The following is a 14,676-nucleotide window of genomic DNA, read 5'->3' as shown; positions in this document are numbered from 1 at the left end:
ACACGGCACGGACAACAGCACGGACGACAAAGGGGCCGACCCGGAGAGACAACCTCCGGACCGGCCCCCACGCATGTGCGGGACGCGACATCAGTCCTCGTACGCATCCAGCGGCGGGCAGGAGCAGACCAGATTCCGGTCGCCGTACGCCTGGTCGATGCGGCGCACCGGCGGCCAGTACTTGTCCGCCGCGACGACCCCGGCCGGGAAGACCGCCTCCTCGCGGCTGTAGGCGTGCTCCCACTCACCGCTGAGCGTGGCGGCGGTGTGCGGCGCGTTCCGCAGCGGGTTGTCCTCGGCGGTCCACTCGCCGCCGACCTTCTCGATCTCCGCACGGATGCTGATCATCGCCTCGCAGAACCGGTCGATCTCGACCAGGTCCTCGCTCTCGGTCGGCTCGATCATCAGCGTCCCGGCGACCGGGAACGACATGGTCGGCGCGTGGAAGCCGTAGTCGATGAGGCGCTTGGCGATGTCGTCGACGCTGACGCCGGTCGCCTTGCTCAGCGGACGCAGGTCGATGATGCACTCGTGCGCGACGAGCCCGCCGGGACCGGTGTAGAGCACCGGGTAGTGCGGCTCCAGGCGCTTGGCGATGTAGTTCGCGGAGAGCACGGCGACCTGCGTGGCGCGCTTGAGGCCCTCGCCGCCCATGAGGCGTACGTACGCCCAGGAGATCGGCAGGATGCCGGCCGAGCCCCACGGAGCGGCGGAGATCGGCCCGACGCCCGTCTCGGGTCCCGCGGCGGGCTGCAGCGGGTGGTTGGGCAGGTACGGCGCGAGGTGCTCGCGCACGCCGACCGGGCCGACGCCGGGGCCACCGCCGCCGTGCGGGATGCAGAAGGTCTTGTGCAGGTTCAGGTGCGAGACGTCGCCGCCGAACTTGCCGGGCTGGGCGAGGCCCACCAGGGCGTTGAGGTTCGCCCCGTCGACGTAGACCTGGCCGCCCGCCTCGTGCACCCGGGCGCAGATGTCGGCGACGTGCTCCTCGAACACACCGTGCGTGGACGGGTAGGTGATCATGAGCACCGACAGCTCGTCGCGGTGCTTCTCGATCTTGGCGCGCAGGTCCTCTATGTCGATCTCGCCGTCGTCACTGGTCTTCACGACGACGACCTTCATGCCGGCCATCACGGCGCTCGCGGCGTTGGTGCCGTGCGCGGAGGACGGGATGAGGCAGACGGTGCGCTGGTCGTCGCCGTTGGCGCGGTGGTAGCCGCGTACGGCGAGCAGTCCGGCGAGTTCGCCCTGCGAACCGGCGTTGGGCTGCAGGGAGACCTTGTCGTACCCGGTGACCTCGGCGAGCCGCTCCTCCAGCTCACGGATGAGCGTCAGATAGCCCTGCGCCTGCTGGGCGGGCGCGAAGGGGTGCAGCTGCCCGAACTCGGGCCAGGTGACCGGCTCCATCTCCGTGGTCGCGTTGAGCTTCATGGTGCAGGAGCCCAGCGGGATCATGCCGCGGTCGAGCGCGTAGTCCCGGTCGGACAGCTTGCGCAGGTAACGCAGCATGGCCGTCTCGGAGCGGTACTGGTGGAAGACGGGGTGCGTGAGGTACTCGTCCTGGCGCAGCAGAGCGGCCGGGAGCGTGTCCTCGGTCTCCGCGTCGAGCGCCTCGACGTCGGCCTCGACGCCGAACGCGGTCCAGATCGCGGTCAGTTGGTTGCGCGTGGTGGTCTCGTCGCAGGCCAGGGAGACATGGTCGGCGTCGACCAGGTGGATGTTGACGCCACCCTCGCGGGCCGCGGAGACGAGCTGCTCGGCCCGGCCCGGCACCCGCACGGTCAGGGTGTCGAAGTACGCGCCGTGCACGACCTCGACCCCGCCGGCGGCGAGACCCGCGGCGAGCACGGTGGCGTAGCGGTGGGTACGGCGTGCGATGGACTTGAGACCCTCGGGCCCGTGGTACACCGCGTACATTCCGGCCATCACGGCGAGCAGCACCTGAGCGGTGCAGATGTTGCTGGTGGCCTTCTCGCGGCGGATGTGCTGCTCACGGGTCTGCAGCGCGAGCCGGTAGGCCTTGTTGCCGTCGGCGTCGACGGAGACACCCACGAGGCGCCCCGGCAGGCTGCGGGCGAACTTCTCGCGCACCGCCATGTAACCGGCGTGCGGGCCGCCGAAGCCCATCGGGACGCCGAAGCGCTGCGTGGTGCCGACGGCGATGTCGGCGCCGAGCTCGCCGGGCGAGGTGAGCAGCGTCAGGGCGAGCAGGTCGGCGGCCACGGAGACTATGGCGCCGAGCTCGTGCGCCTGCTCGATGAGGGGCTTGATGTCGCGTACGGCACCGGAGGCGCCGGGGTACTGGATCAGTACGCCGACGACACCGCGCTCGGCGACGTCCGCCGGGATGCCCTCGCTCAGATCGGCCACGACGACCTCGACACCGGTCGGCTCGGCACGGGTCTGGATGACGGCGATGGTCTGCGGCAACGCGTCGGCGTCGACGAGGAAGACACCGTCCTTGACCTTGCCCATGCGCCGTGAGAGGGCCATGGCCTCGGCGGCGGCCGTCCCCTCGTCGAGCAGCGAGGCACCGGAGGTGGGAAGGCCGGTCAGCTCGGCGACGACGGTCTGGAAGTTGAGCAGCGCCTCCAGGCGTCCCTGGGAGATCTCGGGCTGGTACGGCGTGTAAGCGGTGTACCACGCCGGGTTCTCCATGACGTTCCGCAGGATCACCGGCGGCGTGAAGGTCCCGTAGTAGCCGAGCCCGATCATGGAATCAAGAACCTGGTTACGGTCCGCGAGGCCGCGCAGTTCGGCCAGGACCTCGGCCTCGGTGCGCGCCCCGGGCAGCTTCAGCGCCTCGGCGTTCTTGATCACATCCGGCACTGCGGCGGCGGTCAGCTCGTCGAGCGAGCCGTATCCGACCTGCGCGAGCATCTTGGCCCGTGCTTCCGCGTCGGGTCCGATGTGCCGCTGCTCGAAGGGAATGCCCTGCTCGAGCTCTGAAAGCGGGATGCGAGGGGTGGCGGTCATTGCGGAGGCCTCCTGGTCTGACGCGACCTGCGAGGGGCACCACGGCACGGGTACCCCGACGGCCTCCCCCTCTGTCATCTCAACCTGAGAGTTTCACCGGGCCGTGCCCCGCGAGGGGCCTCGTCCCGGCTTTCACCGTCGGTGAGGAGGGGTTCCGAACGTGCCCGCCCGACGCCCGCCCTGCTTTCCAGAGTGACCTCGTCCGTGCGGTACATGGGCCTGAGAGATTCCGGGGAGGAGTTGCTCCTTCGGCGCCCCCGGTGTCTCAACCGGAGAGCTCTCCCGCACGGGGTCAGCAGCCATCCGCCAGCCTACCAGCGAGGACCGCGGGCCATCCCTCGAGTGGCCGCCTGCCCCGAAGTGCTCTTTCGTAGTGATTACGAACGAACAAGGATGAGTTACGCCCCACTTCGACAAGCCCCGACCAGTTGGAGGGACCGTGCAGACCGATATCGATCCGCGCAACCTGATCGGCCGGAAGGCGTTCGACCTGAACGGGGCCAAGATCGGCACGATCGACGAGGTCTATCTCGACGATGCCACGGGCACCCCGGAATGGGCTGCCATACGTACGGGGCTGTTCAGCCGGGACGCGTTCGTGCCCCTGGAACCCAGCGAGCTCACCGGCGACGGCACTCTGCGCATCCCCTTCGAGCGCGCCCTGATCAAGGACGCCCCCGATTTCGGTGTGGGCCGCCACCTCTCCCCCGAACAGGAGCTGCAGCTCTACCACCATTACGGCCTGGACATCGCACCCCCGCAGCCACCCCCGCCGGACCAGGACTTCGGCAAGATCGCAGGCCAGGAGAACGCCTGACCCCGGCCACGAGCCCTGAGGCCATCCACCGAGCACCAGCCCGACCAGGAGCCCCCGAGCCCAGCCACCGAGCCACGAGCCCTGAGCCCGGCCACCCAGCGCCCGCACGGCCACAAACCCCTGGCCCGGCCACCCAGCGCCCGCACGGCCACAAGCCCGTGAGCCCGGACACCCAGCGCCCGCCCGGCCCGGCCACGAACCCCTGAGCCCAGCCACCGCGCCACGAGCCCTGAGCCCAGCCACCGCGCCACGAGCCCTGAGCCCGGCCACCGCGCCACGAGCCCTGAGCCCGGCCACCCAGCATGCGCACGGCCACAAGCCCGTGAGCCCGGAGAGCCAGCCCCGGCCCGGCCGCAAGCCCCCGAGTCCGGCCTCCGAGCACCCGCCCGGCCACAAGCCCCTGGCCCCGACACCAGCACCCGCCCGGCCCGACCCGGCCACGAACCCTTGAGCCCGGCCACCCAGCACCACCCCGGCCACAAGCCCCTGAGTCCGCCCAACGCGCCCCCGAGCCCACCCGTCGAGCACCGGCTACACCAGAGGCCCCTGCCCAGCCCCCTCCCCCGGCGCGGCCATCAGCGGCAACGGCTCAGCGGGCTCGAGCGCCGGATCGTCGGTCCGGAATGTCCGCACCCGCCCCGGCACCCGCGACTCCGGCGTCTCGAAGCGAACCGTCACCCGCCCCAGGCCACTGCCCTGGACCCACCCGTGCCCGTAATCGGCATGCCGCACATCGTGCCCGGCCGCCCATCGCCGCTCGGCCGGCGGGATCGGCGCATCGCCGGTTTCGGCCACGTCCTCCACCGGACTCTCCCCGTCCCGCTCCCCCCGTATCTCCCCCTGCGCCTCCTCGTGCGCCTCCCCCTCGGCGTTCCGCTCCGCCTCCAGGGCCTCCGCGGCTTCGGCCTCGGCCTGCGCCTGGGCCTGCGCGAAGAGATCCTCCTGCGTGTAGTCGGCGAGCCCCGTGACCCCCACCCCGAGGAGCCGCACGCCCCCGGTGGTGTCCACGGACTCCAGGAGCCGCGCGGCGGCCTCCCGCACCACGCCGGGGTCGTCCGTAGGCCCACGCAGCGTCTCGGAGCGCGTCAGCGTCGAGAAGTCGAACCGCCGCACCTTCAGCACGATGGTCCGCCCCGAGTGCCCCGCCGCCCGCAGCCGCTCCACGCACCGCTCCGCGAGCCGCGCCACCTCTCCCCTGACCCGCACCCGGTCGTGGATGTCCACGTCGTACGTGTCCTCGACGCTGACCGACTTGGACTCCCGCTCGGCCACCACGGGCCGTTCGTCCCGCGCGAGGGCCATCGCGTACAGCGCGCTCCCGTGGGACTTGCCGAGGAGCCGTACGAGCTCGTCCTCGCCCGCCTCCGCGATCTCGCCCACGGTCGTGATCCCGCCCCGCCGCAGATGGTCCCCGGTGGCAGGCCCGACACCGGGCAGCGTCCGCACCGACATCGGCGCGAGCAGGTCCCGCTCGGTCCCCGGCACTATCAACCGCAGCCCGTCCGGCTTGGCCTCCTCGGAGGCGATCTTCGCCAGCATCTTGGACGCGGCGAGCCCTACGGACCCCGCGAGCCCGGTCACCGCCTTGATGTCCGCCCGCAACCGCTCGCCCACGGCGAGCGCCGACGCCTGGTCGTCGGCCACGCCGCCCGCCTCCAGGTCGACGAACGCCTCGTCCAGGCTGAGCGGCTCCACCAGCGGCGACAGCGCCCGCAGCAGCGTCATCACCTGCTCGCTGATCTCGCGGTAGAGCCCGAAGCGCGGCACCAGATAGGCGGCATTGGGCGCGAGGCGCCGCGCCTGCCCCATGGGCATCGCCGAGTGCACCCCGAACCTGCGCGCTTCGTACGAGGCCGTCGCCACCACGCCCCGCGGTCCCAGACCGCCCACGACCACGGCTTTCCCGCGCAGACTCGGCTTCGCGGCCTGCTCGGCGGACGCGTAGAAGGCATCCATGTCCAGATGCAGAATCGTGGGCGCGGTTCTCACACCTCTGATGCTGCCCTACGCCACTGACAACGCGACCGGGACACCACCCCGCGCCCCGGTCCGGCCCCAGCAGTCACAACCGCCTCACACGGCCCTGTTGCGCCGCCTCGCGAGCTCGTCGGCCGGGTTCTGCCGCAGCAAGGTCTCCCCGGTGTCGATCCGCTCGCCGTGCAGCTGCGAGAGCGCGGCTTCCACGTCCCGCCACACGACACCCACGGCGATCCCGAAGACGCCCTGCCCGCCCTGGAGCAGATCGTGGACCTCGTCGGGCGACGTGCACTCGTAGACCGTCGCGCCGTCGCTCATGAGCGTCATCCGCTCCAGGTCCGTGAATCCGCCGTCGCGCAAGTGCTGGACGGTGGTCCGGATGTTCTGCAGCGACACACCGGTGTCCAGGAACCTCTTCACGATTTTCAGGACCACGACGTCCCGGAAGCTGTAGAGCCGCTGGGTCCCCGATCCGCCCGCGGACCGCACACTGGGCTCCACGAGTCCCGTACGGGCCCAGTAGTCGAGCTGTCGGTAGGTGATGCCGGCGGCCGCGCACGCGGTAGGCCCCCGGTAACCGATCTGCTCCTGTTCGGACTGTCCGGACGTGGCGTCCCCGCTCCCCTGAACGCTGCCCTGAACCGCCATCGGCCTCTGCGGAGAGTGACCGGCCGTGCTGCTGTGAAGCGGATACGGCCCACCCATCGCCGTACCGTCGCCGCTGCTTCTCACGCCGACCTCCGTCCTTGACCTGCCTTCTCGACGGTAGGCAGTCGCCAGGGGCTCGTCAACGATCGCCACACTCGGCACGCCGAGTGATAATCACCCTAAGAGTGGTTTGCCGTACCGCATCGCCGGGAAAGGCTAGCCGAATGGCCCGCCGGGACCCTGCGGAATCGGCGGACTACTGGCTGTTGGTACCGAAGTCCTCGGGCGAGATCTGGTCGAGGAACTCGCGGAACTTCTCCACCTCGTCCTCCTGCTCGTCCGGAATGGCGATGCCCGCGTCGTCCAGGACACCGTCGCTGCCGTAGATCGGCGTTCCGGTGCGCAGGGCAAGCGCTATGGCGTCGGACGGCCGGGCACTCACCTCGACTCCGCTGGCGAAGACCAGCTCCGCGTAGAAGACCCCTTCGCGCAGGTCGGTGATGCGCACTTCGGTGAGTTCCTGACCCACCGCCTCCAGCACGTCCTTGAACAGGTCGTGGGTCAGCGGCCTCGCGGGCGCCATCCCCTGCTGTGCGAAGGCGATCGCGGTCGCCTCCCCTGGACCGATCCAGATGGGGAGGTAACGATCGCCTCCCACTTCACGCAGGAGCACGATCGGTTGGTTGGAGGGCATTTCCACCCGGACACCTACGACGTCGAGCTCGTTCACACAGCAACCCTAGGACGTGCCCGGCCGGTTTGGGTAGTCGGGCACCTCCCGAGTCAGGGCAACCGCACTCCGAGAGCCGTCTGTACCAGTGCAGAATGCAGCTTTCCGGTCAGCCCGGCGAGTTCCTTCGTACGGGCTTCCGCATGGGCTCTGGTCTGCGGGTTACGGTGCCGGCGCAGCGGCGCGACGACCTGGTCGACCAGACCGGCCTCGCGTTCGGCCGCCGACTTCATGGTGCGCAGATGTCTTGGTTCGATACCGAACCGCCCGAGTTCGACGACGAGCGCGGCGACCGTCACGGCCTCCGCGTCATAACCGCCGTCGGGCAAGGGCACGATGAGGCCGTACGTCTCCCAGTCGGCGAGCTGCTCCGGCTCGATCTCCGCGGCGGCAAGCAGCTCGGCACGGCCCACCCGGGCGGCGGTGGGCGCGTCGGCGTCACTCGCGCCCCACGCGTCACCGGGCTCGCGCGGTTGCCCCTGGGAGGGCAGCGGGGGACGTTCTCCCCGCTCCATGGCGTCCAGGTGCTCCCGGATGACCTTGAGGGGCAGATAGTGGTCCCGCTGCATCCGCAGGACGTGACCGAGCCGCTCAAGGTCCTCGGGGCTGAACTTGCGGTAGCCGGACGGCGTGCGCTCCGGCTCGATGAGTCCTTCCGACTCCAGGAAGCGGATCTTGGAGATCGTGACCTCGGGGAACTCGTCACGCAGTGCGTTCAGCACGGCGCCGATGCTCATCATCCGACGGTCCTCGGCGGCGGTGCCGTTCCCGGCACCGCCCCTCGGTGTTTGTGGCATGGCCCTTCCTGGGGGTCCCCCCGGACGGAGTCCGGAGGAGGGTCAGATACCGACGCCCCGCTGGCTCGCGTAGAAGACCAGCCGGTACTTGCCGATCTGCACCTCGTCGCCGTTCGACAGCGCGACCGAGTCGATGCGCTCCCGGTTGACGTACGTGCCGTTGAGGCTGCCCACGTCGGCGACGGTGAAGGAACCGTCACCGAGGCGACGGAACTCCACGTGACGGCGCGAGACGGTCACGTCGTCCAGGAAGATGTCGCTCTGCGGGTGGCGCCCCGCCGTGGTCAGCTCGCCGTCCAGGAGGAAGCGGCTGCCCGAGTTCGGACCCCGGCGCACCACGAGGAGCGCGGAGCCGAGCGGCAGTGCGTCGACGGCGGCCTGAGCCTCCGGCGAGAGAGCGGGCGAGGCGGTCTGCCCCGTCGCCTCCGCGTCGTAGGCCTCAAGGCCGGAGATGGAGATCGTCGATGTCGTCTCGGACGGACGCTCCGGCGCGGCCCCGGCCCGCAGCGGCGCGCCGCAGTTGGAGCAGAACCGGCTCGCCTCGGCGTTGCGGTTCCCGCACCTCGTACACACCAGGGCCATGGACGGATCCTCCTGCCGAGGCTGCCCCGCGGGGGCATTCGATGCGTACGGGCCGGGGGTAAACCCTCCACCCGTACTTGAGGTTGACGGTTCTCCGAAACCTATGCGGCCCGGACCGGCAGGGTCAACAGACGACGCGCCCTGCGCGCCCGAAATGTCACCGCCCGGCCCACCGACCTGGTCACGGAACATCGGGCGCTCGCCGCCCTGCTCCTCGGCATCTCCATGGCGCGGGGCACGGTGCCGGGCAGTGGCGGGGTTGCCGCTGTCCTCGCGTGCACTCTTGCCGAACAACTTCGCAAACAACTTCACGGGCGATTCCCCTTGACCGAAACAGACCCGCCCGTGGGGCAGGACGAACCCTGATTGCACACACCGCCGTACATCGGCAGCACAGACATCCTCACAACGTCCGTATCCACCAAACAGTTTCCACCACGCATCACGCTTACGATGCGCCGACCCCCCGCAACCTCATGCCCGCGACCGGCGGCCCCCATGCACCCCCGCCTCACTGGGACGACGACCGAGCGTAGTCAGGCCGCTTCGCGGCTCGCAAGGCGTCGACCACGATCTTCTCCGCTCGCGCCACGGTCACGGTGGCTTGCTCCTTCTCCAGAGTCTGCACCACGCCACCTGGGATGTTCAGTGCCGGCTCGAGGTCCTGCGGCTTGCCGATCACCTTGAACCGGTAGGGCTTGCCGACCTTGCGGCCGTCCACCCGGACACCACCACTGTCCGTATCCGAAAGATAGGTGTTGGCCACTACGCGTACATCATTGATCTGGATGGCCTCGGCACCCGCGGCGCGCAGCTCCTGAATGGCGTCGAGCAGCATGTCCGCCTCAACCGATCCCTTCTTGTCATCGATGGTCAGCGTGATACCAGGACCCTGCGCTGCCACGGTGCCCGCAAGAATGCCGAGTTGCCGTTCCTTCTCGACGGTCTGCTTGCGGGCCTCCTCGGCCTGGTCCGAGCTGTTCTCGAGCCCGGTGCGCTGATCCTCCAGACGCTGCTTCTCACCTTCCAGACGCTGTGTACGGTCATCCAGTTCATCGAGGATGCGTACGAGATCTTCCTGACGTGCGCCGCGCAGCGCGCTGCTGTCGTTGTTGGAGCGCACCTGGATGGCAAGGCCGAGCCCCAGCACGAACAGCAGCAGGGCGACGATGAGTTGAGGACGGGTGACGCGGGGCGGCCACAGCCCCTCCGCCAGCCGCTGACGGCCGCTGCGCGGGGCCTTCCCGTCCGGGTCCTGGTGCTGCTCGTCCTGCTCGGGCGCCGCGTCCTCAGCGGGCCGCACGGGCTCCGCGGGCGGCGGGCCCTGCACTTCGGCGGGAAGCTCCCTGCTCCGGTTCTCGCCCCCCGGCGTCTCTTCCGTACCCATCCGCGTCACGCCCTGAAGATGTGTCGGCGGATGGCGGCCGCGTTCGAGAAGATCCGGATGCCGAGGACCACCACGACGCCGGTGGACAGCTGGGCGCCGACGCCCAACTTGTCGCCCAGGAAGACGATCAGGGCGGCCACGACGACGTTCGAGAGGAACGACACCACGAAGACCTTGTCGTCGAAGATGCCGTCGAGCATCGCGCGCAGGCCTCCGAACACCGCGTCGAGTGCCGCCACCACGGCGATCGGAAGGTACGGCTCGACCACGGCCGGAACCTCGGGCCGGACCAACAATCCGGCCACGACTCCCACGACGAGGCCCAGTACGGCGATCACGATGTGCCCTTTCCTGCCTTCGGCTCTGCTGTACGTACGGTCACACTCGGCGCTGCCGGCAATCGGACGTCGTCCTGGACGGAAATGCTGGTCCGGACGCCGAAGTTCTCCTGCAGAGCATGCAGATACTGACCGTCGCGACTGTTCTGGAAACGCGTGCTCAAGCGCTGCCCGTCACCCACGGCAAGCACCGTATACGGCGGCACGAGCGGCTTGTTGTCGACCAGTATCGCGTCACCCGCGGCCCTGATCGCCGACAGGGCCGTCAGCCGCTGATCATTGATGGCGATCGCTTCCGCGCCGGACTGCCACAAGCCGTTGACGACCCGTTGCATGTCGCGGTCCCGCACCCGCCCGGTGTCGGAGAAACCCGCGCTCTCCCGCGGCCCGCCCCCGCCCTGGTCGGCTTCCTTGGCGTCGTCCACCACTAGTTTCACGCCGCGCCCGTGGACCTTGGTGGCACCGGAGAGCAGGGACACCAACTCGCCCTGGCTGCCCCCGTGTTTCTTCAGCGCCTCGCGCTGCCGTGCGCCCACGTCGTCGCGGAGCGTCTCGACATCTCCCTCGAGCTCATCCGCGTCCGAGGTCGCCGACTCGATCCGGTCGATGAGCTCAGCGCGCTCCTTGGCGACCACCGGAGCGGCTATCCGCGCCTGCGCGGCGCCCACGGTCACCACGAGGGCGGCGAGCACGAGTCCGAGCGCGAGTCCGAGCTTGGCCCGCAGCGGACGCGGCACGCCGCCGGCGCCCCTCGCCTTCTTGCGGGCCGCCGCCTCCGCGTAACCCTCGTCCAGGCTGTGGTCCATGACCGTGGTCAGCAGCGACATGGAGGCGTCCGGACGCCGGGGGCGTGAGGGTGTGCTCCGAACGGGGGGCTGCTGCGGCATGCCGCACATCGTCGCACGTCGCGGGCGTTACCTCCGAATGGCCCCACCGGCGTGCCGGACAGCACCCCCCAAGGGTGCCGTCCGGCCCGCGCCGGGGTCAGCGACCGGCGCTGTCCACCACGGCCGACCACTCGTCGAGCAGCGCCTGGGCGGACGCGTCGTCGGGTCCCTCGGCCCACAGATGGGTGACGGCCTCCGCCGGGTCGGGCAGTACGAGGACCCAGCGCCCGTCGGCCTCCACGACCCGCACACCATCGGTCGTGTCCACGGACCGCTCCCCCGCCGCCTCCACGACGGTCCGCATGACGAGCCCCTTGACCGCCCAGGGCGTCGCGAGATCCCGCCGGAGCACATGCGCGCGCGGGATACGCGCGTCGATCTGGCTCAGCGTGAGCTGCGTCCTCGCCACAAGACCGATGAGCCGCACGAAGGCGGCCGTACCGTCGAACACGCTGCTGAACTCGGGGATGATGAATCCGCCGCGGCCGTCTCCGCCGAAGATGGTCGACTCGTCGCGCCCCACCCGCGTCAGATCGTCGGGCGACGTGGTCGTCCAGTCGACCTGCGTCCCGTGGTACGCCGCCACCTGCTCGCCGATGCGCGTCGTCGTCACCGGCAGCGCGACCCGCCCGCTGCGGCGTTCCGCCGCGACCAGGTCGAGCATGACGAGAAGCGCGCGGTCGTCCTCGATGATCCGCCCCTTCTCGTCGACGAGCGAGAGCCGCTCGCCCACGGGGTCGAACCGCACACCGAAGTCGGCACGCGACGACGCCACGATCTCGCCGAGCCGCACGAGACCCGACCTGCGTGCCTCGTAGGTCTCGGTCGGGCGCGATTCGTCCAGGCCCGGATTGATGGTCAGCGCATCGACGCCGAGCCGGCCGAGCAAGCTGGGCAGCACAAGCCCCGCACTGCCGTTGGAGGCATCGACGACCACCTTCAGATCCGACTCGGCAACACCCGTGGTGTCGACATTGCGGAGCAGTGATCCGGTGTAGGAGTCGAAGACACTGGACGGGAAGTGCAGATCCCCGATCTCCCCGGGGAACGCCCGCCGGTACTCCTGACGTGCGTAAACCCGGTCCAGCTTGCGCTGACTCCCCTGCGACAGGTCGGCCCCGCGCGCGTCGAAGAACATGATGTCGACGGAGTCGGGCGACCCCGCCGTCGTCCGGATCATGATCCCGCCGGCACTGCCCCGAGCCGTCTGCTGCCGCGCGACGGGCAGCGGTACGTTCTCCAGGTCCCGTACGTCGATGGCGCTGGCCTGCAGGGCCGAGATCACCGCGCGCTTCAGGGCCCTGGCGCCTCGCGAATGGTCACGCGCCGTGGTGACGGTCGAGCCCTTCTTGAGGGTCGTGGCATACGCCCCCGCCAGCCGCACCGCGAGTTCGGGCGTGATCTCCACGTTCAGGATCCCGGAGACCCCACGCGCACCGAAGAGATGCGCCTGGCCTCTCGACTCCCAGATGACGGAGGTGTTGACGAACGCGCCGGCCTCGATCGTCTTGAACGGATAGACCCGGACATTGCCCTGGATAATCGATTCCTCACCGACGAGGCACTCATCGCCGATGACGGCGCCGTCCTCGATGCGGGAGGCCCGCATGATGTCGGTGTTCCTGCCGATGACACAGCCCCGCAGATTGCTGTGCTGGCCGATGTAGACGTTGTCGTGCACGACGGCCTTGTGCAGGAACGCCCCGGTCTTGACCACCACGTTCGAACCCACGACCGTGTGCTCACGAATCTCGGCGTCCGCCTCGACCTTCGCGTAGTCACCGATGTAGAGCGGCCCGCGCAGCGTGGCGTCGGGGTGCACCTCGGCGCCCTCCGCGACCCACACGCCCGGTGAGATCTCGAAGCCGTCGAGCTCCACGTCGACCTTGCGCTCCAGCACGTCGGCCTGAGCCTTGACGTAGCTCTCGTGCGTGCCGACGTCCTCCCAGTAGCCCTCGGCGATGTACCCGTAGATGGGCTTGCCTTCCTTCATGAGCTGAGGGAAGACGTCACCGGACCAGTCCACCGACACATCGGCGTCGACATAATCGAAGACCTCGGGCTCCATGACGTAGATGCCCGTATTCACCGTGTCGGAGAAAACCTGCCCCCAGGTCGGCTTCTCCAGGAAGCGCTCGACCTTTCCTTCCTCGTCCACGATGGTGATGCCGAACTCCAGCGGATTGGGGACGCGCGTCAGGCAGACCGTGACAAGCGCGCCCTTCTCCTTGTGGAAGTTGATCAGCTCGGTGAGGTCGAAATCGGTCAGAGCGTCACCGGAGATCACGAGGAACGCATCGTCCTTCAATGCTTCCTCTGCGTTCTTCACACTCCCGGCAGTGCCGAGTGGCTTCTCCTCATTGGCATAGGTGAGCTCCATCCCGAGCTCTTCACCATCGCCGAAGTAATTCCTGACCAAAGAAGCCAGGAACTGGACTGTTACTACGGTCTCGGTGAGCCCATGCCTCTTGAGCAGCCGCAGCACGTGCTCCATGATGGGCCTATTGGCCACAGGCAGGAGCGGCTTGGGCATGCTCGAGGTCATAGGGCGAAGGCGCGTGCCTTCGCCTCCGGCCATTACGACGGCCTTCATGTCGGAAGCGTCCTCCTCAATAGGCGACGTCCCGGCCGACTCAGCCCGCCAGATTAGACCCGTACATGTGGCTTACGGGGCTGCAAGCCTCCACAGCTGCCGAACCGGCAGGCTCAATCGGCCGTGACATCCGCACGGACAAGTCGGCGGACCTGAACCACGTAGAGGATCCCTGCCCACCAGTACAGACTTGTACCCCATCCTGCGAACGCCCATCCGAAAATAGCCGCGAGATTGTTGATCCAGCCACTTCCGTCACTGAGGAGCAGTAGTGGAAAGGCGTACATCAGGTTGAAGGTGGCGGCCTTGCCGAGGAAGTTCACCTGCGGCGGCGGATAGCCGTGACGTCTGAGGATGAGGACCATCACCAGCAGTACCAGCTCCCGCAGGAGCAGCACCGCGGTCAGCCAGAGCGGAAGAATCTCCCGCCACGTAAGGCCGACCAAGGTCGACAGGATATAGAGCCGGTCCGCGGCCGGGTCGAGCAGCCTCCCCAGATTGCTGATCTGGTTCCAACGGCGGGCCAGCTTGCCGTCGAGATAGTCGCTGATACCGCTCAGCATCAGCACCAACAGCGCCCAGTGATCGCTCTTGGGCCCGCCGAACTCGGGCCTGAGGATCAGCCACAGGAAGAGGGGTACGCCGAGGAGACGCGCCATGCTGAGGATGTTCGGGATGGTGAGGACCCGGTCCGTCTGGACGCGAGTCTCCTGGACCTCCACCCGGGGGCCTCCTGTGGGAAACGAGCCGATGATGCACCCTGACCTTACCCTCAGTTGTCAGCCGGCGGTGCAGAGGGGTAGTCAGGGGACAGAAAGGCCCGGAAATACAAAAAGCCGTGGCCCCTGGACAATAAGTCCAGGGACCACGGCTATAAGTAAAGTTCGGCGGCGTCCTACTCTCCCACAGGGTCCCCCCTGCAGTACCATCGGCGCTGTGAGGCT

At 69.0% G+C, this 14,676-nt stretch carries 12 protein-coding genes and 1 riboswitch; of the genes, 1 reads left to right on the top strand and 11 read right to left on the bottom strand.

The window, feature by feature from the left end; genetic code table 11:
- Nucleotides 1-90: 90 nt before the first annotated feature.
- Nucleotides 91-2,976, bottom strand: a complete 2,886-nt coding sequence (gene gcvP, locus IE226_RS27905) for an aminomethyl-transferring glycine dehydrogenase (protein ID WP_190084165.1) — start codon at nt 2,974-2,976, stop codon at nt 91-93.
- Nucleotides 2,977-3,173: 197 nt separating this feature from the next.
- Nucleotides 3,174-3,271, bottom strand: a riboswitch (glycine riboswitch).
- Nucleotides 3,272-3,415: 144 nt separating this feature from the next.
- On the opposite strand from gcvP, the gene IE226_RS27900 reads away from it, so the two are divergent.
- Nucleotides 3,416-3,793: a PRC-barrel domain-containing protein gene (locus IE226_RS27900; RefSeq protein ID WP_190084164.1), complete on the top strand. Its 378-nt coding sequence runs from the start codon at nt 3,416-3,418 to the stop codon at nt 3,791-3,793.
- A 531-nt stretch (nt 3,794-4,324) separates the two neighbouring features.
- Here IE226_RS27900 and IE226_RS27895 read toward each other — a convergent pair.
- The 10 genes from IE226_RS27895 to clsA all read right to left on the bottom strand — a co-directional run bounded on the left by IE226_RS27895 (nt 4,325) and on the right by clsA (nt 14,454).
- Nucleotides 4,325-5,782, bottom strand: a complete 1,458-nt coding sequence (locus IE226_RS27895) for a DNA polymerase IV (protein WP_190084163.1) — start codon at nt 5,780-5,782, stop codon at nt 4,325-4,327.
- A gap of 84 nt (nt 5,783-5,866) precedes the next feature.
- Nucleotides 5,867-6,502, bottom strand: a complete 636-nt coding sequence (locus IE226_RS27890; RefSeq protein ID WP_190084162.1) for a MerR family transcriptional regulator — start codon at nt 6,500-6,502, stop codon at nt 5,867-5,869.
- 172 nt (nt 6,503-6,674) lie between these two features.
- Complete coding sequence (locus IE226_RS27885) at nt 6,675-7,148, bottom strand: bifunctional nuclease family protein (RefSeq protein WP_006123076.1); 474 nt, start codon at nt 7,146-7,148, stop codon at nt 6,675-6,677.
- 53 nt (nt 7,149-7,201) lie between these two features.
- Entirely contained in the window at nt 7,202-7,945 is a 744-nt protein-coding gene (gene ftsR / locus IE226_RS27880) for a transcriptional regulator FtsR (protein ID WP_190084161.1), read from the bottom strand.
- Nucleotides 7,946-7,987: 42 nt separating this feature from the next.
- On the bottom strand, nt 7,988-8,956 hold the full coding sequence (locus tag IE226_RS27875) for an FHA domain-containing protein (protein ID WP_190084364.1): 969 nt from the start codon (nt 8,954-8,956) through the stop codon (nt 7,988-7,990).
- A gap of 82 nt (nt 8,957-9,038) precedes the next feature.
- Nucleotides 9,039-9,914: a DUF881 domain-containing protein gene (locus IE226_RS27870; RefSeq protein ID WP_190084160.1), complete on the bottom strand. Its 876-nt coding sequence runs from the start codon at nt 9,912-9,914 to the stop codon at nt 9,039-9,041.
- A gap of 5 nt (nt 9,915-9,919) precedes the next feature.
- On the bottom strand, nt 9,920-10,252 hold the full coding sequence (locus tag IE226_RS27865) for a small basic family protein (protein ID WP_030794354.1): 333 nt from the start codon (nt 10,250-10,252) through the stop codon (nt 9,920-9,922).
- On the bottom strand, nt 10,249-11,148 hold the full coding sequence (locus IE226_RS27860) for a DUF881 domain-containing protein (RefSeq protein WP_190084159.1): 900 nt from the start codon (nt 11,146-11,148) through the stop codon (nt 10,249-10,251). Before IE226_RS27860 ends, IE226_RS27865 begins: the two co-directional genes overlap by 4 nt.
- Before the next feature lie 88 nt (nt 11,149-11,236).
- The gene (locus IE226_RS27855; protein WP_190084158.1) at nt 11,237-13,732 is read right to left on the bottom strand and encodes a mannose-1-phosphate guanyltransferase; all 2,496 of its coding nucleotides are present in this window, start codon (nt 13,730-13,732) and stop codon (nt 11,237-11,239) included.
- Nucleotides 13,733-13,845: 113 nt separating this feature from the next.
- Nucleotides 13,846-14,454 (bottom strand): cardiolipin synthase ClsA, encoded by a 609-nt coding sequence (clsA, locus tag IE226_RS27850; protein WP_190084157.1) that lies wholly within the window; start codon nt 14,452-14,454, stop codon nt 13,846-13,848.
- Nucleotides 14,455-14,676 lie beyond the last annotated feature (222 nt).

Origin of the sequence: Streptomyces longisporoflavus, assembly GCF_014649775.1 — a bacterium.
Lineage (GTDB): Bacteria > Actinomycetota > Actinomycetes > Streptomycetales > Streptomycetaceae > Streptomyces > Streptomyces longisporoflavus.
This window is presented reverse-complemented; position numbering and strand designations above follow the sequence as displayed.

Coding starts and splice junctions, on each gene's coding strand:
- gcvP (WP_190084165.1), bottom strand. CDS start 2,976: ATGACCGCCACCCCTCGCATCCCGCTTTCAGAGCTCGAGCAGGGCATT.
- ftsR (WP_190084161.1), bottom strand. CDS start 7,945: ATGCCACAAACACCGAGGGGCGGTGCCGGGAACGGCACCGCCGCCGAG.
- IE226_RS27870 (WP_190084160.1), bottom strand. CDS start 9,914: ATGGGTACGGAAGAGACGCCGGGGGGCGAGAACCGGAGCAGGGAGCTT.
- IE226_RS27860 (WP_190084159.1), bottom strand. CDS start 11,148: ATGTGCGGCATGCCGCAGCAGCCCCCCGTTCGGAGCACACCCTCACGC.
- IE226_RS27855 (WP_190084158.1), bottom strand. CDS start 13,732: ATGAAGGCCGTCGTAATGGCCGGAGGCGAAGGCACGCGCCTTCGCCCT.